The organism is Aurantiacibacter luteus, from assembly GCF_001010945.1.
Classification (GTDB): Bacteria; Pseudomonadota; Alphaproteobacteria; order Sphingomonadales; family Sphingomonadaceae; genus Alteraurantiacibacter; species Alteraurantiacibacter luteus.
In genome coordinates this window covers 432,533-458,238 of sequence record NZ_LBHB01000001.1, presented here as the reverse complement: position 1 = coordinate 458,238, position 25,706 = coordinate 432,533, and the positions used below count along the sequence as shown (strand labels likewise).

Here is a 25,706-nt window from a genome sequence, read left to right as displayed (position 1 = left end):
GGTGGTGGACAGGGCTGGATTCGAACCAGCGTACGCTTGCGCGGGCAGATTTACAGTCTGCTGCCTTTAACCACTCGGCCACCTGTCCACACCGGTTTGCCGGGAGTATGCGCGCCCCTTGAAAGAGGGGCCGTCCGGCCGAGAGGCGCCCCAATGGCGAAGCACCGCTTGCCTGTCAATGGGCGTGCTGGCAGGGGAGCCGCCGACTAGCGAGGAAATCATGGCCAAGGGCAAGAAGGGTGCGCTGCGCGGTCGCGCAGGGCGGATGCAGGGCGGGCGCGGATCGGGCCGCGCGAGCAAGGGTGCGGTGCGCCTGTGGGGCCGCCACGCGGTCGAGGCGGCGCTGAAGAACCCGGCGCGCCAGCACCGCAAGCTGTGGGCGACGCTCGATGGCCTCGACTCGCTCGACGGCGAGCTGCCCGCGGATTTCCCCCTCGAACGTGCCGAGGTCGCCGATCTCGCCCGGCTGGTCGCGCGCGATGCGCCGCACCAGGGTCTCGTGCTCGAATGCGAGCCGCTCGAGGACCTGCACCTTGCCGACGTGATGGATGGCGATGCTTCTCGCCCGATCGTCGTGCTCGACCAGGTGACGGATCCGCACAACGTCGGCGCCATCCTGCGCTCCGCCGCGGCATTCAACGCCGCCGCCATCGTCACGCAGGATCGCCACGCGCCGCCCGAAAGCGGCGTCGTGGGCAAGAGCGCATCGGGCGCGCTGGAGTTCGTGCCGTGGGTGCGCGTGGTGAACCTCGCCCGCGCGCTGGAGGAGCTGGCCGAGGCCGGGTACTGGCGCATCGGCCTTGCCGGGGAAGCGGAGGCGACCTTTGCCGAGGCGCTGCCCGCCGGGCCGGTGGCCCTGGTGCTGGGAGCCGAAGGCGAAGGCATGCGGCACAACGTGGGCCAGCACTGCGATGCCCTCGCGCGCCTGCCGATCAGCGAGGCGATGGAAAGCCTGAACGTCTCCAACGCCGCGGCCATTGCGCTCTACGCCATCGCCACGCGGTAGTCCGCCCGGCTGACTGCGAAAGGAAAGGGCCGCCCCGCAGGACGACCCTCGCCTTGTCCGGCTGCGTCATCCGCGCCGGACCTCCCCTCCCCGGAAGATCAGTTCACGGAATCCTTGAGGCCCTTGCCGGCCTTGAACTTGGGCTGCGTCGAGGCCTTGATAGTCATCGGTTCGCCGGTGCGCGGATTACGGCCGGTCGAGGCCTTGCGGCGCGCGGTGGAGAAGGTGCCGAACCCGACGAGGCGAACCTCGTCACCCTTCTTCAGCGTTGTCTGGATGGTGTCGAAGACGGCCTCCACCGCCTTGGTGGCATCGTTGCGCGAAAGACCGCTGGAATCCGCGACGGCAGCGATCAGTTCGTTCTTGTTCATCGGTGGAGAACCCCCTCGAAAGAAAAGTCTTGCTTGCGGTCCGTTGGAGACTCGCGTGGCGAAGCGGGGAATTGAGCGACTTTTCCACGGGCTGTCAAAGGCTAACCCGTCCACGCCCGAGCTTTTTCGGACGAGGCGAAGAAATCGCCCCTCCGAGGCCCAGAATCTTGCCCGCCCGCGACGCGATCGCGCTCCCCGGCACGGCGGGGAGCGCATCGCATGTCAATGGGCGGTGCCGGTGCTGGGGGACGCGACCACCTGGGGTTGCGGCTGGCTGGCGATGTCGTCCGCCTCGGTCCATTCGATCGCCTCGGGCTGCTCCACCAGCGCGCGTTCGAGCACCTGGTCGACATGGCTGACCGGGATGATCTCCAGCCCTTCCTTCACGTTGGCGGGTATCTCGGCGAGATCCTTCTCGTTCTCCTCCGGGATCAGCACGGTCTTGATGCCCCCGCGCAGCGCCGCGAGCAGCTTTTCCTTGAGCCCGCCGATGGCCAGCACCCGGCCGCGCAGGGTCACCTCGCCGGTCATGGCGACATCGGGCCGCACCGGGATACCGGTCAGCGTCGAGACGATCGACGTCACCATGCCGATGCCCGCACTCGGGCCGTCCTTGGGCACCGCGCCTTCGGGCAGGTGGATGTGGACGTTCTTGCGCTGGAACAGGCTCGGCTTGATGCCGTAGGCCGGCGCCCGCGCCTTCACGAAGCTGAAGGCGGCAGCGACGCTCTCGTTCATCACCTCGCCCAGCTTGCCGGTGGTCTTGACCTCGCCCTTGCCGGGCGTGGTGACGCTCTCGATGGTGAGCAACTCGCCGCCAACGCTCGTCCAAGCGAGCCCGGTGACGGCACCCACCTGCGCCTCCTGCTCGGACACGCCGTGCTTGAACTTGCGCACACCGGCGAAGTCGGAGAGGTTTTCGGGCGTCACGGTGACGCTTTCCGCCTTGCCTTCCAGAATCTGGCGCAGGCTCTTTCGTGCCAGCCGTGCGATCTCGCGCTCCAGCGTGCGCACGCCTGCTTCGCGGGTATAATAGCGGATGAGGTCGCGCAGCGCCTCCTCGGTCAGTGTGAACTCGCCGTCCTTGAGGCCATGCTCGCTCACCGTCTTGGCGACGAGGTGGCGCTGGGCGATCTCGACCTTCTCGTCCTCGGTATAGCCCTCCAGCCGGATGATCTCCATGCGGTCGAGCAGCGGCTGCGGCAGGTTGAGGCTGTTTGCGGTGGTCACGAACATGATGTCGGAAAGGTCGATGTCGAGCTCCAGGTAATGGTCCTGGAACTTGTTGTTCTGTTCGGGGTCGAGCACCTCCAGCAGCGCGCTGGCGGGGTCGCCGCGGAAATCCTGTCCGAGCTTGTCGATCTCGTCGAGCAGGAACAGCGGGTTGCTGGTCCCCGCCTTCTTGAGGTTCGAGACGATCTTGCCCGGCAGCGACCCGATGTAGGTGCGCCGGTGGCCGCGGATCTCCGCCTCGTCGCGCACGCCGCCCAGGCTCTGGCGGATGAACTCGCGACCCGTGGCCTTGGCGATCGACTTGCCCAGCGACGTCTTGCCCACGCCCGGCGGGCCGACGAGGCACAGGATCGGCCCCTTCAGCTTGTTGGTGCGCGCCTGCACCGCGAGATACTCGACGATGCGGTCCTTGACCTTTTCGAGCGCGTAATGATCGGCGTCGAGCACCTGCTGCGCCTGCGCGATGTCCTTCTTCAGCTTCGACTTCTTGCCCCAAGGCAGGCCGAGTAGCACGTCGAGGTAGTTGCGCACGACGGTCGCCTCCGCGCTCATCGGCTGCATGCCGCGCAGCTTCTTGAGCTCGCCCTCGGCCTTTTCGCGCGCTTCCTTGGAGAGCTTGGTCTCTTCGATCTTCTTCGCCAGCTCGGTGAGCTCGTCGCCCTCGCCATCACCGCCGCCCAGCTCGCTCTGGATCGCCTTGAGCTGTTCGTTGAGGTAATATTCACGCTGGGTCTTCTCCATCTGCCGCTTCACGCGGCCGCGGATCTTGCGCTCCACCTGCTGCACGGAAAGCTCGCTTTCCATCAGCGAATAGACCGTCTCGAGTCGCTTCAGACCGTCGGTTTCGGCGAGCAGCTGCTGCTTGGCGTCGACCTTGGCGGTCAGGTTGGCGGCGATGGCATCGGCCAGCTGGCCCGCGTCCTCGATTTCTGCCAGCTCGCTCTCGATGTCCTCGGGCATCTTCTTGCTGGCCTTGGCATAGTCGGAAAACTGGCCGAGCGCGCTCCTCATCATGGCCGCGACCTCGCTGCCGGAAGCGGTCGTCTCGTCGAGCGCGGCGACCTGCGCCAGCACGAAGTCGCCATCCACCCGCCAGTCGGAAATCTTGGCGCGCGACTGGCCTTCCACAAGCACGCGCACGGTGCCGTCGGGCAGCTTCAGCATCTGCTGCACCTGCGCAACGGTGCCGATGTCGTAGACATCCTCACGCACGGGATCGTCGGTCGCCGGGTCGCGCTGGGCGACGAGGAAGATGTCGCGCTCGCTCTCCATCGCCGCTTCCAGCGCCGCCACCGACTTGTCGCGACCCACGAAGAGCGGCACGACCATGCCGGGGAAGACGACGATGTCGCGAAGGGGGAGAAGGGGGTAGGCGTTCATAGAATAATCCGTCCGTTGGGCGGCGCAACACGCCGCCTGTTTCACTGGCGGATATGGGAGCGCGCCCGCCGCCTCGCAACGGTTGTGGACGGATTGATGTGGATGCGCCGGGCCGCGGGCCAGCGGTCAGTTCATCATGTAGACGACGGCGGTGGTCCAGAAGCTGTCGACGGGTTGCCCGGCGGCGTCCAGCGCAGGCTCGAACCGCGCAAACCTGAGTACCCTTTCGCAGGCGAGGCGATTGAAGACCGGATCGTTCATCTGCGCCTGCGCCACGCAATTCGACGCCTGCCCCTGGGCATCGACGAGCATCCGGATATTCACCAGACCCTGCGCGCCGCGCTGCAGCTGGCGCTGCGGATAGACCTGCGCCACCTCGCGCGCCAAGCGCGCCATGTCGAGCGGCTTGACCGGTACGGTGATCGTGCGGTTCACCGCCGGATCGATGCCCCAGGATTCGAGCAGGCTGTTCATGCAGGTCTCCATCGCCTGCATCACCCGTCCGAGCGACCCCGTTTCCAGATACATCGGATTGCGAAAGCCGCGCTCGACCAGCAGCCCCTGTATCTCGGCATGGCGATTGTCGACCACCTCCTCGGCGATGGGATAGGGTGCCTCGGCCTCGGCCGCAGCGGTAACGGCGGCCTGCTGGTCGAAGGTCAGCAGGCCGGTGGTGACCACGTAGCCTTCGCCGAATCCTTCCGAGGTCGATCCCATGATCGTGCCCGGAGGATCGCCGATGCTGGTATCAGGAAGCCAGGCAAATCTGGGATCGCTCCGGCGCGGGACATCGCCAGACGACACCAGCATCTGATAGGAGTTGCCCGGTGAAAACTGGCGCAGTTCGAGAAACGCCTCGTGCGTGCCATCCCCGAATATGCGTCGCGCCGCGCAACTCTGCTCGGCGAAATCGACGTTCCAAGGCATCGAGGGGCTGAGGCGCACGGCATCGGCCGGTATCTCGACCTGCGCGGATGCCGGCTGAACGCAGAGAGTCGCGGCGCTCGCGACCAGGGCTAGTAGCTTGCGGCCCATATTACCCCCTGCTGTTTCAGCCCATCCCGGGCAGGTTGAACCCCGGCGGCAGGCCCAGCCCCTGCTGCATCTCCGCCATGTGCTCACCCGCCTTGCGGTCGGCCTTGTCGCGCGCGTCGTTGAAGGCGGCGGTGACGAGGTCCTCGAGAATCGACTTCTCCTCCTCGGCGAACAGGCTGTCGTCGATGGCAACGCCGAGGATGCGGCCGCGCGCGGTGGCGCGGACCTTGACGAGGCCGCCGCCCGCGCTGCCCTCGACTTCGATGGTGTCGAGCTTGACCTGCGCATCCTGCATCTGCTGCTGGATCTTGGTGGCGGCTTCCTGCGCCGCGCGCATCATTTCTTCCATGTTCTGCATGACGTGTCCTTACATGTTCAGGCGCTGCGCGACCAGTCTTCGCGTCCGCGGGGGTTTTCGGGTTCCTCGACCATGCGGGCCCCCGGAAATTGTTCGAAGACGGCCTGCATCATCGGATGCCGGCGCACCCGGTCCTGCGCGGCGATCCGCTCGGCCTCGGCCTGCTCGACCAGCGTTGGCGCGCCCTCGCCGTCCACCTTGGTGACTTCCCAACGCTGGCCAAGGACCTCGAACAGCGCACTGCGCAATTCGGAAGCCACCTCGTCGGAGTATCCGGGCGGCTGGGTATAGGAGAGGTGGCCCTGCTCGAGCGAGACGACCCGCACCTGCATCCGCAGCCTCGAGGCGAGCGTCATGGCACCCGACACGTGCGAGTTGTCGATCCGCTCGACGATTTCCTCCCATGACAAGGCGGCCGAGGGCGCGCCCGATGGTGCCGCGCCAGTCGCGCCGGGTGTGCCTACGCCGCTCGCGGCCAGGTCCTTCAGTTCCTTCGCCAGCTTGCCGGGATCGGGCATCTCGACCGCGTGCAGCGCGCGCAGCAGCGCCATCTGTGCGGAGACCAAGGGATCGGGCGCGGTGCGGACCTCGTCGTGGCCCTTCAGCAGCAGCTGCCATAGCCGGTGGACCTGCGCCGCCGACATGCGCCCCGCCCATTCGCCGAGCGCGGCGCGTTCCTCCTGCGTGGGGGCGTCCGCCTCTCCGCCTGCGACCTGCGTCAGCGCAATACGGTGGGTGAATTCCATCAGCGAGCGCATCAGCGCCAGCGGCTCGACGCCCAGTGCGTACTGTCCCTCCATCGCCGCGAGCAGCGCCGGGGCATCGCCCTCCAGCAGGTGCGCGAACAGCGTGCGCTGCGCCCCGCGGTCGGCGAGGCCGAGCATGTCGCGCACCTTTTCGGCGCGGACCATGGTCTCGCCGCCTGCCGAATCCATGTCGGCGTGGGCGATGGCTTGGTCGAGGATGGAGAGCCCGTCGCGGACCGATCCCTCGGCGGCGGCGGCGACGATCGCCAGCGCCTCGTCCTCGGCTTCCACGCCCTCGGCGCGGCAGATGGCGGCGAAGTGCTGCTGCAGCAGGTCGGTCGGGATGCGCCGCAGGTCGAAGCGCTGGGTGCGGCTGAGCACCGTGACGGGTAGCTTGTCCACCTCGGTCGTCGCGAAGAGGAACTTCACGTGCGGCGGCGGCTCTTCCAGCGTCTTCAGCAGGCCGTTGAACGCGGCCTTGGAGAGCATGTGCACCTCGTCGATGATGTAGATCTTGAAGCGCGCCGAGACGGTTGCATAACGGACGGATTCGATGATCTCGCGGATGTCGTCGATCCCGGTGTGGCTCGCGGCGTCCATCTCGATGACGTCGATGTGCCGCCCCTCGGCGATGGCGACGCAGGGCTCGCATTGCCCGCACGGATCGATGGTCGGGCCGCCCTGCCCGTCCGGCCCAATGCAATTCAGCGCCTTGGCGATGAGGCGCGCGGTGCTGGTCTTGCCAACCCCGCGCACGCCGGTCATCAGAAAGGCATGGGCCAGCCGGTCGCGGGCGATGGCATTGCCCAGCGTGCGGACCATCGGCTCCTGCCCGATCAGCTGACTGAAGGTCTGCGGGCGATACTTGCGCGCCAGTACGCGATAGGGCTGCGCGGGGTCGGCGGTTCTTGTCGCAGTAGCTGCTGGAACGGGAGCCGGAGACGGAGCCGGTTCGCCGAACATCGAGTTTTGCCCCGCCGCCTCCAGTTCGGCGGCGCTCGGCTTCGCTTCGTCCTGCACGTCATCGGCCCAAGGCAGGCCGTCCGGATCGTCCGGTGAATCGGTCATGGCACAAAGGTAGGCCCTGACCGGGCGAATGTCATCGCATCAATGGTGTGGAAAAAGGAGCCGAGCGACCCGCTGCCATCTACCTGGGCTGCTGCCTTCCGGCCCTGACCCGGTGAGCAGACGCGAACGTCCACCCGACTCCCGGGCGGGCATATGGCGGCTGAAACCCGACAGTGCAATAGCACGCTGTTTTCGAGCCGCAGGCTCGCAAGGGCGAACGCCCGCCCGCAGCGGGCACGCAGCGAAGCGAAGTGTGTATAGCGAGGACGAGCCCGCGGAGGCGGGCTCGAAAACAGGTTACCGAAAATTATCGGCGTAGGCCTGGATCTTCAGCTTCTTGGGCGGCACCGTATGGACACGCGCGGTGATGCCGTGCTTCTCGGCATAGGCCTGCGCGGCCTCGCAACTGGCGAACTTCAGCTGCACCTGCTGGCGCGTGTCGCCGCTGCCAGCCCAGCCCATCAGCGGATCGGGCCGCTTGGCCTCTGCGGGCACGAAATCGAGCACCCACTGATCGGTCAGGGCCTTGCCAGATTGCATGGCGGTCTTCGGGCGCTTGTAAATGCGGGCTTCGGTCATGGCCTTGCCACTAATTCACCCGCCCGCTTTTTTGAAGGCGTTTTTCGTCTTGAGACTGGGCGCCTCGTCCCATGGCTCGTCGGGCCAGCGGTGTTTGGGATAGCGACCCTTTCCGGCCTTCTTCACATCGTCCCACGATCCGCGCCAGAAGCCGGACAGGTCGCGGGTCGCCTGCATGGGCTTGCCGCCGGGGTCGGTCAGCTTGAGCAGCAAGGGTGTCGAGCCGATCATCGGGTGCCGGTCGAGCCCGAACAGAGCCTGCACCCGCACCTCCACGCTCGGCGCATCGTCGGCGGCATAATCAATAGCGTGGCTGGTGCCCGCGGGGCTGGCGAACTGGCGCGGGGCCGCGGCGTCGAGGCGCTGACGCTCCTCCCAAGACAGCAGGTTCAGCGCCGCTTCGGCATAGCGCGCGGGCGGCAGGTCGAGGTCGCGGCGACCCGCGAGCAATGGGCTCAGCCATTCGTCGGCCCGCTGTGCCAGTGTGCCCTCGTCAAGAGGCAAACCGGCGAACCGGGCGCGGGCGAGGAATCCGCCGGGGAGTATTGTCCCCAGCCGCTCCACTGCCTTTTGCACAAGTATGTCCACAAGCGCTTGCGGGTCCGGGTCGGGGTCGGGTCCGCTGGCGAGCGTGATCGCGCCCAGCCGTCGTTCGCGCCGCGCCTCGACCCGGCCCTCGCCCTCGTTCCAGCGCGCCACGGTGCGAGTCTCAATCAGGTGGCCGAGATGCCGCTCGGCCTCCGCCTGCGTGATCGCGGCGGCGGCGGTGATCCGCGCGCCCTTCGCCTGCCCCTGTGCGTCGCCGATGGCGAGCCACTCGGCGCGCGCGAGCGGTGAAGCCGCATCGAGCACGTAACCGCGCCCGCCCGCCGAGGCCCAGTTCTCGCCCGAGGCATCGCGTCGCCTGGCCAGCATGTCGGGCCGCCCGGCTGCGATCAAGGTACCGGCCCCAATCCTCGCTCGTCCTGAGCTTGTCGAAGGACCGCTTTTGTTATCGCCCGCATCAAAAGAGAACGACGATGCTTCGACAAGCTCAGCATGAGCGGTGATATTTGTGGCTTGCCGCGCCCACCTTTCCGCCAGTCTTAGCGCGGCCTTCGCCCGAGCCGAACGGTCGCCGTCCCAGCGCAGAAGCCGCGCCTCGAGGTCTTCCGAGCGCCCGCCCAGCCCGCGCTCCTGCAAAAGCACCGCGAGCTTCGCCGCCAGCAGCGCTTCCCCCGCCCCCACTCCGGCGAGCAGCATCGCGGCCTGCCAGGGCTCCATAGGCAGCGCCGCGATGCGCGCGCCTTTCTCCGTCAACCCGCCCGCATCCAGCGCACCAAGTGCCTCCAGCCGCGAGCGCGCGCTGGCGAGCGAGGGCTCGGGCGGCGCGTCGAGCCATTGCAGGCTGGCCGGATCGCCCACGCCCCAGCGCGCAAGGCCGAGCACCAGCGGCGCGAGGTCCGCTGTGAGCATCTCCGGCGTGTCGAACTCCGGCCGCCCGGCGTGGCCGCCTTCCTCCCACAGGCGGTAGGCGACGCCCGGCCCCTGGCGCGCCGCACGCCCCGCCCGCTGCGCCGCCGCCGCCCGGCTCGCGCGGCGAGTGACGAGGTGCGTGGTGCCCGCCGCGCGGTCGAATTCGGCGTGTCGCGCAAGGCCGCTGTCGACCACCACGCTCACGCCGTCGAGCGTCAGCGAAGTCTCGGCGATGCTGGTGGCGAGCACGATCCTGCGCCGTCCTTCGGGATCGCGGCGAATGGCAGCGCGCTGGGCAATTGGTTCGACCTGCCCGTGCAGCGGCAGGATCGGCGTATTCGGCAGGCGCTGGGCTAGGCGTTCGCGGACCCGTTCGATCTCGCCGACGCCGGGCAGGAAGGCAAGAATATCGCCCTCCTCTTCGCGGCAGGCGTGGAGGACGGTGGAGGTCATCGCCTCCTCGATCCGCTTCTCCGGCGAGGCGCCGAGCCATTCGATGCGCAGCGGATGCGCGCGGCCCTCGCTCTCGATCACCGGCGCATCGGCCATGAGGCGAGCAAACCGCGCACCGTCGATGGTGGCGCTCATCACGCATACCCTGAGGTCCGGCCGCAGCACGCCTTGGGTCTCCAGCGCCAGGGCCAGCGCGAGATCGCTGTCGAGGTGGCGCTCGTGCGCTTCGTCGAGAAGGAGGGCGGAGACGCCCGAAAGCTCCTGGTCCTCCATCAGGCGGTTCACCAGGATCGCTTCGGTCACGACATTGATGCGGGCGCCCCTGCGGCTGTCGAGGCGCGAGAGGTAGCCCACCCGCTCGCCCACGCTCTCCCCCAGCGTGTGCGCCATCCGCTCGGCCGCCGCGCGCGCGGCGACCCGGCGGGGCGAGGTGACGACGATCTCGCCGCCGCACCAGGGCTCGTCCAGCAAGGCTGGCGCGACCGCCGTGGTCTTGCCCGCCCCCGGCGGCGCGACGAGCACGGCGGAGCTGCCTGCGCGCAAGTTTGAGAGCAGGTCGGGCAGGACGGCGTGAATGGGAAGGTCGGCGGACACGCGCCGCGTCAGTACCCCCGCGCCACGGCGAACCGGGCCGCCTCGACCATGGCGCGCCTTGCCGCGCTGTCGGGGAAGACGCTGAGTGCGTCGCAGGCGCGGTCGGCGAAGTGGCGGGCACGGTCGCGGGTGGCGGTGACGCAGTCGTGTTTGCGGATGAGATCCACCGCGCGAGCGAGGTCTGCATCCTCGTTGGCGAAACCGGCGATGGCGTCCTGCCAGAAACGCCGTTCCTCCGCGTCGCCGCGAGCGTAGGCGAGGATGACGGGCAGCGTCATCTTGCCCTCGCGGAAATCGTCGCCGCGGTCCTTGCCCATTTCGGCGGCATCGGAATCGTAGTCGATCGCATCGTCCACCAGCTGGAAGGCGATGCCGAGATTGCGCCCGTAATCGTCCAATGCCTTCTCCTCCGCCTCGGGCCGTTCGGCCACTACGGCGGCGATACGGCTGGCGGCGGCGAACAGCGCGGCGGTCTTGGCGCCGATGATGTGGAGATAGCGCTCCTCGCTCGTCTCGATCCGGCGCTGCGCGGTCAGTTGGTCGACCTCGCCCTGGGCAATGATGGCGCTGGCGGAACTGAGGATCTTCAGCACGCGCAGGCTGCCGTCCTCCACCATCAGCTCAAACGCGCGACTGAACAGAAAATCGCCGACCAGCACGGTGGCCGGATTGCCGAAGACGATGTTGGCCGCTTCCTTGCCGCGCCGCGTCTCGCTGCCATCGACCACGTCGTCGTGTAGCAGGGTGGCGGTATGGATGAACTCGACCGCGGCGGAGAGCTTGTGATGGCGCGTGCCCTGGTAACCCACCACCTCGGCCCCGGCGAGGGTCAGCATCGGGCGCATCCGCTTGCCGCCGCCCGCGATGAGGTGCCCTGCGAGCGCGGGGATGAGCGGGATCTCGCTCTGCATCCGGTCTAGGATGATGGCGTTTACCGCGTTCATCTGCGTCGCTGTCAGCGACAGGATGGGCGACAGGCTGGGTGGGCCCGCATCGGCGCCACGCTTGATGGGGACGACGTTGTCGCTCATGCCGCCCGCCATGGGGGCGCGGCGGCTGCTTGGCAAGCGCGCAGTTCTGCCGCATTGAGTCGGCGATGACCGACAGTCCGACACCCGCCGACCCGCAGCTCGCCAGCTATCGCAAGAGCATCGACAACATCGATGCAGCGCTGATCCACATGCTGGCCGAACGCTTCAGGATCACCCAGGCGGTGGGGGCCTACAAGGCGGAGAAGCGTTTGCCGCCCGCCGATCCGGGCCGCGAGGCGGCGCAGATCGAACGGCTGCGGCAGCTCGCCAGCGAGGCCGATCTCGACCCCGAGTTCAGCGAGAAGTTCATCCGCTTCGTCATCGACGAGGTGATCCGGCACCACAACCAGGCGCGCCAAATCTGACGGCGGCGCGCCGGTCGTGGGCCGGGCATCAATCAGGCTGGCGCTCCGGCCGCGACCTGTCGCTGCGGTCGCGCGCCGGCTGGCCACGCTGCGGGCGAACGCGCTCTTGCTGCGGACGGGCCTGCTGCTCCTGGGCGCGTTCGGGACGAGCCTGCTGCTGCGCGCGTTCCGGCCGGGCCTGCCGGGGCGGGGGGGCGGCCTGTGGCGGAGCGGCGCGTTGCTGGCCTTGTGCATTGTCGCCACGCCTGCCGCTCCAATCCCCGCGGCGCTCTCCGCCACGATCGGGGCGCCCGGAATAATTGCCGGCCCGCGGGTCGCCACGACGCTGGTCGCGGCCTTGCCAGCCGCCGTCGCGGCGCTGATCGCGGCCTTGCCATTCACCCCGCCTGTCGCCCTGATAGCCGCGCTGGTAATCGCGATAGCGGGGCATGTCGGCATAGCGATGCGGGCCGTCGTAGCCGTCCCAGTGCGCGCGATAGTCGCGGTGGCCGCGGCGGCGCTGCTCCCAGTAGTGGCGATGGCGGTCCGACCAGCGATAGCGTGAGCCGTAGCGGTCGTAGATGTAATATCCGATGCCCGGATAATAGTAGTCGTCGTACCAGCCGTAGTAATCGTCGTAGCCATAACCGTAACGCGAGCCATAGCCCCCGTACCCGCCATAGCCCGAGCCGATCCCCACGCCGACCGAGACGGTCGAGGACGGATAGCCGTATTCGTCGTAGGTGGTGCAGGCCCCCAGCCCCAGCGCTGCCGCAGTGGCGAGGACAACGCCCGTAAAGCGCGTCGTCATGGTCTCTCTCCGATAATTTGCCTTTATGCAGGCGGGCTTAGAGCAAGCTAGCTGCACCGCGACTGAACGCGGCCAGTGCCCGCTTCATCGTCAGCCCGCGCTCGGCGCGCGCGGCAGGATCAGCTTCACCAGCAGGCCGCCAAGGTCCTCGCTCTCGCCCAGATCGACGGTGCCGCCATAGATCTCCGCCACGTCGCGCACGATGGCGAGGCCGAGGCCGGTGCCGGGCTTGCCGGTGTCCAGCCGCGCCCCGCGCCCGAAAATCGCACCGCGATCCTTTTCGGGGATGCCCATGCCGTCGTCCTCGATCCAGATCACACATTCGTCGCGACCTGGTTCGGCATCGATGGTGACGAATACGCTGCCACCACCGTACTTGGCGGCATTCTCGATCAGGTTGCCGAGAAGTTCGTCGAGGTCTTGCCGCTCCATCGCCACCTCGCTCGTGCGCGAACCGGTGAGGGCGAAGCGGACGTGCTGGTAGAGCCGCGAGACCGCGCGTTCCACGCCCTCGGCGCTCTCCATCGCGACGGTGCGGGACAGGCCCGTGGCCCGCCGACCCACCGCCCTTGCCCTGGCGAGGTGGTGATCGACGTGGCGCTGCATGGTGTCCGCCTCGCGCAGCACGGTCTCGTCGAGGTCGGGCGCGTGGGCATGGGCGGCATTGTTGAGCACGGTCAGCGGGGTCTTGAGCGCATGGGCGAGATTGCCCGCGTGCGTGCGCGCCTCCTCCGCCTGCCTTTCCGAGTGGGCGAGCAGGGCATTCAGCTCCTCCACCATCGGCTGAACCTCGAGGGGCAGCGGCTCGGTGACGCGGTTGGTGCCGGTAGTGCGCATCCGCACGATGGCGCTGCGGATGCGGCGCAGCGGTCCGAGGCCATACCAGGTCTGCGCCGCCGTGATCAGGAAGAGGCCGATGCCGAGGATGGCAAAGGCCCAGATCAGCGTGCCGCGGACAGTCGCGCGTTGCTCGTCGAGGCTCGCCCGGCTCTGCGCCACCACGAACTGCCACTGCACGTCGCTGCCGGGCAACTGGATCGTGCGCTGCACCATGCGCAGCGGCTCGTCAGGGAACTGGTCGCTGTCGTAGAAGATCGGCTCGGCGGCGATCACGTCGCGCACCTCCAGCCGGTCGTCCCACAGGCTGCGCGAGGGATAGGGTTGGTGCCCCTCCCCGCTGATCTGCCAGTAGGATCCGCTGCCCGGCTCGAGGTAGTTCTGGTCGCCCAGAATCGAGTTGAAATAGACATCCCCGAACGGATCGAGGTCGGCCGAGCGCAGCATGGCGTTCAGCGGGATGAGCATCCGGCTGTCGAATTCGCTTCTCAGCTGGTTGGTCAACACCCGGTCGAGCGCCACCCCGCCGAAGCTCAACAGCACCACGATCCAAACCGCGGCGATCAGCATCATGCGCCGGGACAGGCTGCCGGTATGCGGCGCCGTCACGTTGCGCGCGGCTGCCTCCACCGCGGCTTCGGCCTCGGTGGTGGCGCGTTCCGCCTCCGCTTCTGAACGCTTATTCGCGCGGAGCTTCGTCGGGGTCGTCGAGGCTGTAACCGAGGCCACGGATCGTCGTTATCACATCTGCGCCGAGTTTCTTGCGAATTCGCGTGACGAAGACTTCGATCGTATTCGAATCACGGTCGAAATCCTGGTCGTAGATATGCTCGATCAGCTCGGTGCGGCTGACGACCTTGCCCTTGTGGTGCATCAGGTAGCTCAGCAGCTTGTATTCCTGCGCCGTCAGCTTGACCGGCTCTCCGGCCAGCGTGACGCGGCCCGAACGCGTGTCCAGCCGCACGGGGCCAGCCGTCAATTCGCTCGAAGCGTTGCCGCTGGCGCGGCGGATCAGCGCGCGCAGGCGGGCGATCAACTCCTCGGTCTGGAACGGCTTGGCAAGATAATCGTCCGCGCCGGCATCGAGGCCCGCGACCTTGTCGCTCCACGAATCGCGGGCGGTCAGTACCAGCACGGGGAAATTGCGCTTCTCCTTGCGCCACATGCCGAGCACGGTGAGCCCGTCGATCTCCGGCAGGCCGAGGTCGAGAATGGCGGCATCGTATTCCTCGGTGCTCCCGAGGAAATGCCCGTCCTCGCCATCGGTGCTGAGGTCGACGGCATAGCCGTTCTGCTCCAGCGTCGACTTGAGCTGCTGGCCGAGCGTGGGCTCGTCCTCCACAATCAGAATTCGCATCCAGAAATCCCTGTTATCGTGCGCGAACGGAAATGCGCCTCGAACATGAACGCGTCAACGGGCGCGCGGGTTTCCGGTGGGGATGGGAATGGTGGCGGGCGCTCAGCGCGAGACGCGCAGGATACGCGCGGTCTGCGCGTCTACGTCGACCCAGATCATGCGCCCGGCGCGGATGAACTTGAGACGATAGGCCTGCGCGCTCGAATCGTATTCGAAGCCGATATACTCGTCGTCGGCGCGCATCTGCGGGATGATCCGTCGCTCGATGTCGCGGATCGGCATGTTGCGGCCCGCGGCCATTTCGGCGCGGGCATTGGCCTGGTCGCCGCGATCGAAGCCACGCTCCTGCGCCTGCGCAGGCGCGGCGGACAGCGATGCTGCGAATGCCGTTGCGGCAAGAAGGGCGGCGAGCTTTTTCACGATGCCTGTGTGCCTAAACGCCGGGCATTGAACAACCCGTGAATACGCTCGCCGCCCCTGCGTTAAGGTTGGGCCCTAGCGCACCATCTCGTAGGTCAGGTTGACGGTGATGCCGGTCTGCACCTGACCGGGGCGTACCGGCACGGATTCGCTTCTGGCCGCGGTCACCTGTATGGCCTGGTCGTACATCGGCATGGGCCGTCCCGCGGTAAAGGCCTCGCTCACCCGCAGCAGGCGCACGTCGGAATAGCCCGCCATGCGCGCGTAATTCAGCGCGCGGTTGCGCCCGGTGGCAAAAGCGGTGGTGCGGGCCTGGTCCTGTGCCGGGGCGGGATCGTCCACGCCCCAGCCGATGCCGCCGAGGTCGGTCGCCCCTACGCGCACCAGCGCATCGAGCACGCGCCCCGTGCGGGCGATGTCGCGTACCACCAGCTGCACCCGGTTTGACACCTGATAGCCGGTAAAGCGCTGGGCGCGCGTCGCTTCGTCCCACTCGTACTGCGGGTTCACGTTGACGCCGCTGGTCTGGATATCGTCCTCGTCGATGCCGAGCCGTTCGATCTCGGCGATCAGGCGCTCCATCAGCGCGGTGTTGTCGCTCAGCGCCGCCTCGGCCGTCATGCCCTGAGTGGTGACGCCGGCGGAAATGTTCGCAATGTCGGGGTCGACCGAGACGTTCTCGTTCACCGACAGCTCGACCACGGGTCCGGCGGCAGTCTGCTCGACCTGCGCGGCGGCAGGGACGGCGGCCATCGCGGCGGCAGCGAGGGGCAAGGCGTAGCGGATCATCGGGCAAACTCCTGAAAGGTGAACCGGCGGACGACCTGCCGCCGCCGCCATTACGCGCGAGTGAATGCTCCCGTTCCTTGCGCTATCGCGGCCCCGCCTCTACTTGCCCGCCCGTCATGGCCGAACCGCCCATCCTCAGCCTCGAAGGCATCGGCCTGCAACAGGGCGGCCGCTGGCTGTTCGGCGATCCCGCCTCAGGCAGTGGGATGGACCTGCACATCGGCCCGCGCGACAGGCTGGCGCTGATCGGTCGCAACGGCGTGGGCAAGACCACGCTGTTCCGCACGATCATGGGCGAGATCGAGCCCGACCGCGGCCAGCGCAAGGTGAAGCCGCACGCCGCCATCGTCCTGCTCGACCAAGAGCCCGACTTCTCCGGCCACGCCACGCTGATGGACTTCGCGCTTGCCGGAGAGCGTCCGCCCGCCGAGCACGCGGTAGAGTCCATCGCCGGGCAGCTCGGCATCGACATGACGACCGAGGCGGCCACCGCCAGCGGGGGCGAGCGCCGCCGCGCCGCCATCGCCCGCGCGCTCGCGCTGGAGCCCGACCTCCTGCTGATGGACGAGCCGACCAACCACCTCGATCTTGGCGCGATCGACTGGCTGGAAAGCTGGCTCGACCGCTACAAGGGCGCTTTCATCGCCATCAGCCACGACCGTACCTTCCTCAAGCGGCTGACCCGCGCGACGCTGTGGCTCGACCGCGGCGCATTGCGGCGCAAGGAAGTCGGCTTCGGCGGCTACGAGGCATGGGAAGAGCAGGTCTACGCCGAAGAGGCGCGCGCGGCGGAGAAGCTCGACGCACGGCTGAAGATCGAGGCGCACTGGCTGGAACGCGGCGTCACCGCGCGGCGCAAGCGCAACATGGGGCGCCTGGAAAAGCTGTGGGACATGCGCGCCGCCCGCGCCGCCATGATCAATCCCGCCGGCACCGCCAAGCTCAGCCTGAAAAGCGACGAGGAATTCAAGTCGAAGTCCGTCATCGTGGCCGAGGAGATTTCAAAAACCTACGGCGAGCGGCAGGTCATCAAGCCGTTCAGCCTGCGCATCCAGCGCGGCGACCGCATCGGCATCGTTGGCGCGAACGGCGCGGGCAAGACCACGCTGCTCAAGATGCTGACGAAGGAAATCGAGCCCGACAGCGGCAGTGTTACCCACGCGCGCACGCTCTCGGGCGTCAGCATAGACCAGCAGCGCGCCCTGATGGAGCCGGGAAAGACCGTGCGCCAGGTCCTGGCCGAGGGGGGCGACTGGATCGACGTGCGCGGCACGCGCAAGCACGTGCAGGCCTATCTCAAGGACTTCCTGTTCGATCCCTCGCTGGTCGATGCCAAGATCGGCACTTTTTCCGGCGGAGAGCGCAGCCGCCTGCTGCTGGCGCGCGAATTCGCCCGCGTTTCCAACCTGCTGGTGCTGGACGAGCCGACCAACGACCTCGACCTCGAAACGCTTGACCTGTTGCAGGAGGTCATCGCCGATTACGAAGGCACGGTGCTGATCGTCAGCCACGATCGCGACTTCCTCGACCGCACGGTCACGGTCACGCTGGGCCTCGACGGCAGCGGCAAAGTGGACGTGGTGGCGGGCGGCTACGAGGACTGGATGGCCCGGCGGCGCACAGCCTCACAGCCACAAGCGGGGAAGGCCGAGGGCGAGTCCGCCAGACACGCGTCGTCCGCGCCTCCCCCGCCCCCATCCCCGCCGAGCAGCAAGCTCTCCTACAAGGACCAGCGCGACTACGAGCTGCTGCCCGCGCGCATCGAGGAACTCGAGGTACTGATCGCGAAGGGCGAAAGCGCGCTCGCCGATCCCGACCTCTACACCGCCGACAACGCCAGGTTCGAACGCATCTCGAAGTCGCTGGAGCTGGCGCGCGAGGAGAAGGATGCGGCCGAGGAACGCTGGCTGGACCTTGCCGAACGGGTCGAGGGCTGACCGCCGCCAAGGGGTTAAGCACGCGTTTACCAGGTTTGCTCACGTCGATTGCACCAAACGGCGGCAAAACCTCTTTCCATGGCGCCTGCCTCCTCCTCTGCCCTGCGTGACGACAGCGCGCCCGATCCCTTCGGCTACGGCAGCCTGGCGGGGCTCGGCGGGCCGAAGAAGCTCAAGAAGAAGCCGGTGCTCGTCCTCGATCCCGAGGAACTCGAGGCGGCCCACGCGCTATTCCACGAAGGCGCCGCCACGCTGGTGAGCGACGAGATCGAACGCGCCCCGCGTCCAGCGATGGTGCTGGGCCTGGTGCCCATGTACGACGACGACGACGAGCCGGAAGAGATGGGCTCCCCCGACGACGAGGGTGAAAACACCGAAGACGACGATCCGGTGGTCGATACCGAGGCCGTCCTCTCGCTCACCCGGCGCAAGAGCACCGCAATCCCGATCGACGAATATTTCGGCGCGGACCTCGACGACGAGGACATCTACGGCGCCTCCGCCCCCGGCTTCGGCGACCTTGGCATCGGCGCGCCGCTGCCGTCCGAGGCGATCGACGACGGCATGGACCTGTCCAAGCGCATCTTCCCGTCTCTGCCGATGCTGTCGGATGCAGAACTGGGCGAGGACGCACCCGTCGCAGGCGACTGGCCCGAAGCCGAGCAGGACTTCGCACCGGCCGAGCAGGTCTTCGAAGCGCCGGCCAGCGAGCCGGAGCCGCCTGCCTTCGAGCCGGAGCCGGAAGCCTCGGCCCCCGCCCCGCAGCCCGAGCCCGAACCCGAGCCGCAGCCCGTCGCGATCGAGCCAGCCCCCGAAGCGCCCATCCCGCTCGACGCGCGAATCATGGACTATCGCGACGTGGCGCCGGTGGAAGAACCACCGCTCAATCTCGAGCCGCAAGCCGACCCCCAGCCGCGCCCGGCCCGCTTCGACGAGCTCAACCCCAACCGCCCCAAGGACGAGGACGATTTCGACCTCGACGCGTGGCTGGCCGAGGAACCGGACGAACCGAGCGCCGCCGCACCCGTGCCGCTACCGCCGGTCGTCCATGAATCCCCGGCGACGGCAGTCGAACCGGCAGCGCAGCCCGAACTCCGGCCGGAACCGGCGGCAGCGATGCAAATCGCGCATTTCGACGAACCGGAGATCGACGGCACCGCCTTCATGCGGGCAGAGCCGCGCCCGCGCGTCGCCGTCGCCAGCCAGCCGCAGGGTCGCCAGAATTCCCTCCGCGCGCGGCTCGCGCAGGAGCGTCAGGCGGAGGCCGCCCCGCCGATGCGCGAGGTGCGCCAGCCCGCGGCCGAGGCCCGGCCCGGCCGCTTCCTCGCATGGCTGCGCGGCCTGTTCAGCTGATCCGGTAGAAGTCCGCCACGCGGTCGAGCGCGAGGCGCAGCACCAGCTTGCCGCTGCGCGCGGGCCAGGCCAACGCCTTTTCCGCCACCGGCAGCGTCTCGCCCGCGCAAACGACGCGCCACAGCACGTCCTCCAGTCCTCGTCCGGCCTGCTTCATCGCGCCGTCGAACCGCTGGCGCGCGGCGATCTGGCGTTCGCTGGGGTTGAGCCCGCGCTCGCCCGTGCCCTTGATGCGCACCGGATCCCACCGCATCGTCACGCTCTGGGGCAGCTGCGCGCGTTCGTAGTCGGCGCGCAGGCGCTCGCCCGCGTCGTAGAGCCGCGCGTCGAGGTGGCCGTGGGCGTGCAGCCAGCCCAGCGGGCTTTCCGCCACGTTGACCGTCACGCTGCGACTGCGCTTCTCCACCCCGCCGCTGCGCCTCGGTCCCTCTGGCGTGAGCTGGCGTTCGACGAGTTCGCGGTGCTGCATGGATCGGCCTCGGGCGCTGTTGACGATGCGGCCCCTTGCAAAAGCGAATCGGTTGTAGGAAAGCGGTTTCTGCAACCAATCCGGTTAAACCGAGGCCGACCATGATCAATCGCATCCGCGACATCCGCAAGCAGAAGGGCATGACGCTGGCAGAGGTCGCCGCCGCCTGCTCACCGCCGACCACGGCGCAGACCATCGGGCGGCTGGAAACCGGGATGCGCAATCTCTCGCTGGTGTGGATGAACCGCATCGGCGAAGCGCTGGGTGTCGATCCGCAAACGCTGGTGAAGACCGAGGGCGGCCGGCAAGCGCAGGTCATCGCGCGTCTGACCGACAGCGGGGCGGAGAGCCTGTCCAAGCCCCGCGATGCCATCCTGCCGACCGAGCTGCTCGATGGCGACGCGCTCGTTTGCCTGCAAATCGAAACCGGCCAGGGCGAGTACCGCAGCGGCGACCAACTGTGGATGCGGCAGGTCGCGCCGGAGGATGCAGCAAGCCTCGTCAACCGCGACGTGCTCGCCCCGCGCTCGGGCGGACGGTTCGCCTTCGGGCGACTAATCGACCGGCAAGGCAATCTCGTGGGCCTGCTGCCGCCCGGCATAGGCCAGCGGCAGATCGTGCTCGACAGCCCGGCGTGGCTTGCCGTGGCGGTAATGCTGGTGCGGCGGCTCTGACCGCTAGGGCGAACATGGTGCGCCGCGTCCTCTCGCTCGCCACGCTCTATCCGAACGCGCACATGCCGCGCTTCGGCACCTTCGTCGCGCGGCAAATGGAGGCGCTGGCGACGCGGGGCGACTGGGAGGTGACGCTAATTAATCCCATCGGCGTGCCGCCCCTTGCGCCGGGACGATACCGTGCGCTGGCCGAGGCGGCGGTGGACGGGGTCGAAAGCGGCGTGACCGTCTATCGCCCGCGCTTTCCGCTTATCCCAAGGATCGGCGGCCCTATCAATCCGTGGCTGATCGCCCGCACCGTACTGCCCTTGGCAAAGAGGCTGCACGCGAAAAAGCCGTTCGACCTGGTCGACGCGCAGTTCTTCTATCCCGACGGTCCGGCGGCGGCCCGGATCGCCGACGCGCTCGGTCTGCCGCTCAGCATCAAGGCGCGTGGGGCGGATATCTCGCATTGGGGGCACCTCGCGTCTTCCCGGCGACAGATGCAGACGGCCGGCGAGCGGGCGACCGGCCTGCTGGCGGTGAGCGAGGCGCTGAAGCGCGACATGGCCGCCATCGGGCTGCCTGAGGGCAAGATCCACGTTCACTACACCGGACTCGATCGGGCGCAGTTCCACCCGCGCGACCGGGGCGAAGCGAGAGCCGAACTGGCCGAGCAGTTCGGCGTGCGAATAGCCACGGGCGAGCGACTGATCGCGAGTGTCGGCGCGCTCATCCCGCGCAAGGGGCAGGCGCTGCTGATCGACATGCTCGCGGGGATGCCGGGCACGCATCTCGTTCTGGTGGGACAAGGACGCGACCGCGCAATGCTTGAGAGCGAAGTCGCGCGTCTGCGCCTGACAGAGCGCGTGCATTTCCTCGGCAACGTCGACCATGCCGCCCTCCCCGTCGTGCTCGCGGCGAGCGACGTGATGGCGCTCAACTCGGCGAGCGAGGGGCTGGCCAACGCCTGGGTCGAAGCCCTCGCCTGCGGCACGCCTGTCGTAATCAGCGACGTCGGCGGGGCGCGCGAACTCGTTCGCAGCGAGACGGCGGGGCGCGTCGTACCCTACGATCCCGGTTTCGATCCTGCCGACTTCGAAATGGCCATCCGCGAGCTCTTCTTGGCCGATTACGCGCCAGCAGAAGTCGCTGCCAACGTCGCGCAGTTCAGCTGGGAAGCCAACGCCGCGGCATTGGCCGCCTATTACGAAGGGCTGATCGCCCCGGAACCGGCCTAGACCTCGCCGCGCGCCTTGCGTTCCTGCCGGTCGGCGACCGTTTCCTGCGGGATGAAGCTGTCGCCCGTCACGCCCAGCCAGATCAGGATCGGCGCAGCCATGTAGATCGAGCTGTAGGTACCCACGAAGATGCCCAGCGTGATCGCCGCGGTCAGGCCGAACAGGCTCGCCGGACCGAACAGCAGCAGCGGGACCAGCGCGATCAGCAGCGTCAGGCTGGTCATCACCGTGCGCGCCAGCGTCTCGTTCACCGACAGGTCGAGCAATTCGGGCAGCGGCATCTTGCGATACTTCTTCAGGTTCTCGCGGATGCGGTCGTAGACGACGATGGTGTCGTTCAGCGAGTAGCCGATGATCGCCAGGATGGCGGCCACGATCTGCAGCGAGAATTCCATCTGGAACAGCGCGAACATCCCCAGCGTCAGCGACACGTCGTGGAACAGCGCGAACAGGCCGCCCACGCCGAACTGCCACTCGAAGCGCACCCAGATGTAGATCGAGATGCCAATCATGGCCGCCAGCAGCGCCAGCAGCGCCTTGTTACGGAACTCGCCCGATACCTTGCCCGAGACGGTATTGTTGGAATCGACGCGGAAGTCCGGATGCTCGGCGGCGATCGTGGCGATGATCTCCTCACCGATGCGGGTGGCGGCGCCGGGCTGATCCTCCACCTCGGCGGGCAGGCGCACACGAACCGAGACCTGGTTGGCCTCGCCGAATCGCTGGATCGAGGGCTCGCCGTAGTCGAGACCGCTCAGCGTCTCGCGCAGCTCCGCCACGGGGGCGTCGGCCTCTTGCGTGAAAGTGCCCGTCACCTCCTGCCCGCCGGCAAAGTCTACGCCGTAGTTGAGGCCCTTGGTCAGCACGAGCGCCCAGCTCGCCGCGATCAGCAGGCAGCTAATGACGTAGAAGGGCACTCGCCACTTGAGGAAGTGGATGTTGGTGTCGTCGGGGACGAGTTTCAGAAGTTTCATCGTCCGGTTCCTAGATGTGCAGTTCCTGCGGGCGCGCGCGCTTCAGCCAGCGGGCGACCCACATGCGGGTGAGCGTGACGGCGGTGAACACGCTGGTGACGAGGCCTATGATCAGCACCACCGCGAAGCCGCGCACCGGCCCGCTGCCGAAGATCAGCAGGAGCGCACCGGCGATGAAGTTGGTGATGTTGGCATCGAAGATCGCGCGGCTGGCTTCCTTGTAGCCGTTCTCCACCGCGGCGACCACGCGCCGCCCGCGCTTTCGTTCCTCGCGTATGCGCTCGTTGATAAGCACATTGGCGTCCACCGCCGCGCCGATCGTCAGCACGAATCCGGCGATGCCGGGCAACGTCAGGGTGGAATTGATCAGCGCCATGAAGCCCAGGATCATCAGCACGTTCAGCACCAGCGCCGCCGTGGCGTAGATGCCGAAGCGGCCGTAGGAGAAGATCATCAGCAGGATGACGAGGCCGGTGCCCACGCCCATCGCGACGGCGCCCTTGATGATCGAATCGCGGCCGAGTTCCGGACCGACGGTGCGCTCCTCGATGACCGAGAGCTGCACCGGCAGCGCGCCGGAGTTGAGCTGGATCGCCAGCGCCTGCGCGGTGTCGCTGGTGAAGCCGCCGGAAATCTGTGCGCTGCCCGCGCAGATCGGCTCGTTGATGTTGGGCGCGGAGAGAACCTCGTCGTCGAGGATGATCGCGAAAGGCTTGCCCACGTTCTGCGTCGTCAGCTGGCAGAACCGCGCCCCGCCTTGCTGGTCGAAGCGGATGTTGACGATATCCTCGTTGGTCTGGGGGTTCTTGCTCGGCTGGGCCTCGGTCAGGCTGTCGCCGCGAATGCCGCCCAGTCGCCGCACGGCGATGGTCTGGCCTTCGTAGTCGGAGCCCGGCGCGCCGATCAGGATCTCGCTGCCCGGATTGGCGATGCCCTGCGCCACGTCGGTAGGCAGCGCGTTGGGATCGACCAGCTTGAATTCGAGGTTGGCCGTCTGGCCCAGCAGGTCCTTCAGCGCCTGCGGATCGTCGAGGCCCGGCACCTGCACGACGATACGGGTGTCGCCCTGGCGGATGATCGTCGGCTCGCGCGTGCCGAGGCCGTCGATGCGGCGGCGCACGACTTCGGTCGCGGCGTCCATCGCGTTGGTCACCGCCACGTCCAGCCCCTGCTCGGTGGGCGAGAGGATCATGCGATTGCCGTCCTCCATCGTCATGTCCCACTCGCGCACGGTGCCCCCGCCGTTGATCAGCGGCAGCAGTTCCTCGCGCGCGCGGTCCACGTCGGCGGGGTTTTCCAGCATGAACGACAGGCGCCCGCCCGCGGTCGACACGTCGCCGACCACGATCCGCGGCTCTGCATTGGCGAGCGTGTCGCGAACCGATTCCTCCAGCGTCTCGAGCCGCTGCGTCGCGACTTCGCGGCTGTCCGCCTCGAGCAGGATGTGGCTGCCGCCGGCGAGGTCGAGCCCGAGATTGATCTCGGGGATGCCCGAATCCTCGAAGGCGTTGCTGCCCGCCAGCGTGGCGATGGAGGGAAGCGCGGCGATCGCCAGCAGGAGCGTGAAGCCCCACAGCATGATGCGGCGCCAGAGCGGGAAGTCGAGCATTGCCGATTAGCCCTCAGGTCAGTCGTTGGCCGGCGCGGCGCCGGGTGCGATCACGTCGCCGATGGTGCTCTTCACCGCCTTCACGCGCACGCCTTTGGCGAGTTCGAGGTCGACATAGATATCGTCCACCGCCACGATCTTGCCGACCAGGCCGCCCGCGGTCACCACGCGGTCGTTCCGCTTGAGGCCGGAAATCTTGGTCTGGTGTTCCTTCGCGCGCTTCATCTGCGGGCGGAAGAGGAAGAACCAGAAGATCAGCACCATGCCCACGATGGGCAGGTAGCTGAACCAGACCGGAGCCGTGTCCGCTCCGGCGGCGGCGAGAATATCGAGCATGAAAACCGTCCGTCACAAATGTGCAGTCTAGGTGGAATGGGGAGGCGCAGGACTGGTTCAAGTCGCACCCGCCCGCCACGCGCGCCGAGCGCCTAGCACTGTTGCATAATGGGTGCAATCGAGGCGCTTGTCTTTGCCGCGCCGCCTGCATATAGGCCCCGGCACCACTGGTGTCGGGACGTAGCGCAGTCTGGTAGCGCACCATACTGGGGGTGTGGGGGTCGCTGGTTCGAATCCAGTCGTCCCGACCAGTGGTATTCCCCTTTGAAATCTGACCCGGCGCGCGTCAGACCCGTTCCGCCACCATCACCTGCGAAACCTTGCGCCGGCCACCCTCGCGGCCGAGTTGCACGAACACGTCCACGCTTTCGCGCACGTAATGGCGCACGTCGTCGCGGCCCAGGCGCGAACCGGCCTGCAGGACCAGCAGCACCAACTGCTCGATCGCCCGCGCAGGTGTGTCGGCGTGGATGGTCGTCATCGATCCGGGGTGGCCGGTGTTGATCGCGCGCAGAAACGTGAACGCCTCGCTGCCGCGCAGCTCGCCAAGAATGATGCGGTCCGGTCGCAGTCGCAGCGCGGCGATCAGCAGGTCCTCGGCGCTCACTTGCGCTTCGCTCTCCGATCCCCGGGCAGCGATAAGGCCGACCGCATTTTCGTGCCGCAATCGCAACTCTTCCGTATCCTCGATCAGGACGAGGCGTTCCTCAGGGGGAATTTCGGCCAGAAGCGCATTCAGGAAGGTGGTCTTCCCGCTGGAGGTTCCGCCAGCAACAAGGATGTTGCGCCTGGCCCGCACCGCCTCGCGCAAGACGGCAGGTGCCTCGCCTGCGCCCACCAGTCTATCGCTGACTGCGTGTTCGAGCCGTGCCTCGCCTGAGCCCAGACCATCGAATGCGCCGGCCTCGCTCCACTGGTCGAGCGACAGCTCTGGCGCGACGTGCTTGCGGATGGCGACGATGTGACCGCGCCGGGTTGCAGGCGGCGCGACGATCTGAATACGCGATCCATCGGGCAAGGTCGCCGCCAGCAAGGGCTGCGCCCGGCTTATGCCTTGGGCGGAGTGGGCGGCCACCTGCCGTGCCAGGCGACCAAGCGTCGCTTCGTCGAGCCGGTCCACGCTTTCGCACTCTATCACCCCGCCCGTGCTCTCGAACCACACCTCGCCTTCGCGATTGATCCAGATGTCGGTGATGTCGGCGCGCGAAAGCCAGGGTTCCAGTGGCGCGAGGAAGTTGTCGAGGTAGTAACCGGCGTCCGCCATGCT

General features: G+C 67.7%; 24 protein-coding genes, 2 tRNA genes and 1 other RNA gene. 7 read left to right on the top strand and 20 right to left on the bottom strand.

The window, feature by feature from the left end:
* Positions 1-2 precede the first annotated feature (2 nt).
* Positions 3-88, bottom strand: a tRNA-Tyr gene (locus tag AAW00_RS02245).
* Between the two features lie 132 nt (positions 89-220).
* Between AAW00_RS02245 and rlmB the strand changes: the two genes are divergently transcribed.
* Complete coding sequence (gene rlmB, locus AAW00_RS02240) at positions 221-1,006, top strand: 23S rRNA (guanosine(2251)-2'-O)-methyltransferase RlmB (RefSeq protein WP_047003463.1); 786 nt, start codon at positions 221-223, stop codon at positions 1,004-1,006.
* A 98-nt stretch (positions 1,007-1,104) separates the two neighbouring features.
* On the opposite strand, the gene AAW00_RS02235 is transcribed toward rlmB, so the two are convergent.
* The 9 genes from AAW00_RS02235 to AAW00_RS02200 all read right to left on the bottom strand — a co-directional run bounded on the left by AAW00_RS02235 (position 1,105) and on the right by AAW00_RS02200 (position 11,309).
* The gene (locus tag AAW00_RS02235; protein WP_047002699.1) at positions 1,105-1,377 is read right to left on the bottom strand and encodes an HU family DNA-binding protein; all 273 of its coding nucleotides are present in this window, start codon (positions 1,375-1,377) and stop codon (positions 1,105-1,107) included.
* Between the two features lie 222 nt (positions 1,378-1,599).
* Positions 1,600-3,990: an endopeptidase La gene (gene lon, locus AAW00_RS02230; protein WP_047002698.1), complete on the bottom strand. Its 2,391-nt coding sequence runs from the start codon at positions 3,988-3,990 to the stop codon at positions 1,600-1,602.
* Positions 3,991-4,116: 126 nt separating this feature from the next.
* A complete protein-coding gene (locus AAW00_RS02225) occupies positions 4,117-5,025 on the bottom strand; it encodes an energy transducer TonB (RefSeq protein ID WP_047002697.1) in 909 nt (302 codons plus the stop codon).
* A gap of 16 nt (positions 5,026-5,041) precedes the next feature.
* On the bottom strand, positions 5,042-5,383 hold the full coding sequence (locus AAW00_RS02220) for a YbaB/EbfC family nucleoid-associated protein (RefSeq protein ID WP_047002696.1): 342 nt from the start codon (positions 5,381-5,383) through the stop codon (positions 5,042-5,044).
* 17 nt (positions 5,384-5,400) lie between these two features.
* On the bottom strand, positions 5,401-7,197 hold the full coding sequence (locus AAW00_RS02215; protein ID WP_047002695.1) for a DNA polymerase III subunit gamma/tau: 1,797 nt from the start codon (positions 7,195-7,197) through the stop codon (positions 5,401-5,403).
* Between the two features lie 50 nt (positions 7,198-7,247).
* Positions 7,248-7,342: signal recognition particle sRNA small type (gene ffs / locus AAW00_RS14425), an RNA gene on the bottom strand.
* 152 nt (positions 7,343-7,494) lie between these two features.
* Positions 7,495-7,776 (bottom strand): ETC complex I subunit, encoded by a 282-nt coding sequence (locus AAW00_RS02210; protein WP_047002694.1) that lies wholly within the window; start codon positions 7,774-7,776, stop codon positions 7,495-7,497.
* A gap of 15 nt (positions 7,777-7,791) precedes the next feature.
* Entirely contained in the window at positions 7,792-10,278 is a 2,487-nt protein-coding gene (gene hrpB / locus AAW00_RS02205; RefSeq protein WP_047002693.1) for an ATP-dependent helicase HrpB, read from the bottom strand.
* Between the two features lie 8 nt (positions 10,279-10,286).
* Positions 10,287-11,309, bottom strand: a complete 1,023-nt coding sequence (locus tag AAW00_RS02200) for a polyprenyl synthetase family protein (RefSeq protein WP_047003462.1) — start codon at positions 11,307-11,309, stop codon at positions 10,287-10,289.
* Between the two features lie 65 nt (positions 11,310-11,374).
* Between AAW00_RS02200 and AAW00_RS02195 the strand changes: the two genes are divergently transcribed.
* A complete protein-coding gene (locus AAW00_RS02195) occupies positions 11,375-11,674 on the top strand; it encodes a chorismate mutase (protein WP_047002692.1) in 300 nt (99 codons plus the stop codon).
* Between the two features lie 28 nt (positions 11,675-11,702).
* On the opposite strand, the gene AAW00_RS02190 is transcribed toward AAW00_RS02195, so the two are convergent.
* The 5 genes from AAW00_RS02190 to AAW00_RS02170 form a co-directional block, all read right to left on the bottom strand.
* Positions 11,703-12,464, bottom strand: a complete 762-nt coding sequence (locus AAW00_RS02190; protein ID WP_052761724.1) for a hypothetical protein — start codon at positions 12,462-12,464, stop codon at positions 11,703-11,705.
* A gap of 90 nt (positions 12,465-12,554) precedes the next feature.
* On the bottom strand, positions 12,555-14,030 hold the full coding sequence (locus AAW00_RS02185; protein ID WP_420911610.1) for a sensor histidine kinase: 1,476 nt from the start codon (positions 14,028-14,030) through the stop codon (positions 12,555-12,557).
* On the bottom strand, positions 13,981-14,658 hold the full coding sequence (locus AAW00_RS02180; protein ID WP_047002691.1) for a response regulator transcription factor: 678 nt from the start codon (positions 14,656-14,658) through the stop codon (positions 13,981-13,983). Before AAW00_RS02180 ends, AAW00_RS02185 begins: the two co-directional genes overlap by 50 nt.
* Before the next feature lie 102 nt (positions 14,659-14,760).
* Positions 14,761-15,078 carry a hypothetical protein gene (locus AAW00_RS02175; protein ID WP_063359790.1) on the bottom strand — a complete coding sequence of 106 codons (318 nt, stop codon included), beginning with the start codon at positions 15,076-15,078 and terminating at the stop codon, positions 14,761-14,763.
* A gap of 75 nt (positions 15,079-15,153) precedes the next feature.
* Positions 15,154-15,867, bottom strand: coding sequence for an SIMPL domain-containing protein (locus AAW00_RS02170; protein ID WP_052761723.1), 714 nt, complete (start codon positions 15,865-15,867; stop codon positions 15,154-15,156).
* A 116-nt stretch (positions 15,868-15,983) separates the two neighbouring features.
* Between AAW00_RS02170 and AAW00_RS02165 the strand changes: the two genes are divergently transcribed.
* On the top strand, positions 15,984-17,804 hold the full coding sequence (locus AAW00_RS02165) for an ABC-F family ATP-binding cassette domain-containing protein (protein WP_047002689.1): 1,821 nt from the start codon (positions 15,984-15,986) through the stop codon (positions 17,802-17,804).
* 78 nt (positions 17,805-17,882) lie between these two features.
* Complete coding sequence (locus tag AAW00_RS02160) at positions 17,883-19,157, top strand: hypothetical protein (protein WP_047002688.1); 1,275 nt, start codon at positions 17,883-17,885, stop codon at positions 19,155-19,157.
* Here AAW00_RS02160 and AAW00_RS02155 read toward each other — a convergent pair.
* On the bottom strand, positions 19,150-19,626 hold the full coding sequence (locus tag AAW00_RS02155) for a DUF6456 domain-containing protein (protein WP_047002687.1): 477 nt from the start codon (positions 19,624-19,626) through the stop codon (positions 19,150-19,152). The genes AAW00_RS02160 and AAW00_RS02155 overlap by 8 nt on opposite strands.
* Before the next feature lie 101 nt (positions 19,627-19,727).
* Between AAW00_RS02155 and AAW00_RS02150 the strand changes: the two genes are divergently transcribed.
* Both AAW00_RS02150 and AAW00_RS02145 read left to right on the top strand, forming a co-directional pair.
* Positions 19,728-20,300 carry a helix-turn-helix domain-containing protein gene (locus AAW00_RS02150; protein WP_047002686.1) on the top strand — a complete coding sequence of 191 codons (573 nt, stop codon included), beginning with the start codon at positions 19,728-19,730 and terminating at the stop codon, positions 20,298-20,300.
* A 14-nt stretch (positions 20,301-20,314) separates the two neighbouring features.
* Positions 20,315-21,520 carry a glycosyltransferase gene (locus tag AAW00_RS02145; RefSeq protein WP_047002685.1) on the top strand — a complete coding sequence of 402 codons (1,206 nt, stop codon included), beginning with the start codon at positions 20,315-20,317 and terminating at the stop codon, positions 21,518-21,520.
* Here the strand turns inward: AAW00_RS02145 and secF are convergent.
* Genes secF through yajC form a run of 3 tightly spaced genes read right to left on the bottom strand, consistent with a single transcriptional unit; the run spans position 21,517 to position 24,439 of the window.
* Positions 21,517-22,494: a protein translocase subunit SecF gene (gene secF / locus AAW00_RS02140; protein ID WP_047002684.1), complete on the bottom strand. Its 978-nt coding sequence runs from the start codon at positions 22,492-22,494 to the stop codon at positions 21,517-21,519. The two genes, AAW00_RS02145 and secF, sit on opposite strands and share 4 nt — an antisense overlap.
* A gap of 10 nt (positions 22,495-22,504) precedes the next feature.
* Positions 22,505-24,103 (bottom strand): protein translocase subunit SecD, encoded by a 1,599-nt coding sequence (gene secD, locus AAW00_RS02135; protein ID WP_047002683.1) that lies wholly within the window; start codon positions 24,101-24,103, stop codon positions 22,505-22,507.
* A gap of 18 nt (positions 24,104-24,121) precedes the next feature.
* Positions 24,122-24,439 carry a preprotein translocase subunit YajC gene (gene yajC / locus AAW00_RS02130; RefSeq protein WP_047002682.1) on the bottom strand — a complete coding sequence of 106 codons (318 nt, stop codon included), beginning with the start codon at positions 24,437-24,439 and terminating at the stop codon, positions 24,122-24,124.
* A gap of 174 nt (positions 24,440-24,613) precedes the next feature.
* On the opposite strand from yajC, the gene AAW00_RS02125 reads away from it, so the two are divergent.
* Positions 24,614-24,690: transfer RNA gene (locus AAW00_RS02125), tRNA-Pro, on the top strand.
* 35 nt (positions 24,691-24,725) lie between these two features.
* Here AAW00_RS02125 and virB11 read toward each other — a convergent pair.
* On the bottom strand, positions 24,726-25,703 hold the full coding sequence (gene virB11 / locus AAW00_RS02120) for a P-type DNA transfer ATPase VirB11 (protein ID WP_047002681.1): 978 nt from the start codon (positions 25,701-25,703) through the stop codon (positions 24,726-24,728).
* Between the last annotated feature and the right edge of the window lie 3 nt (positions 25,704-25,706).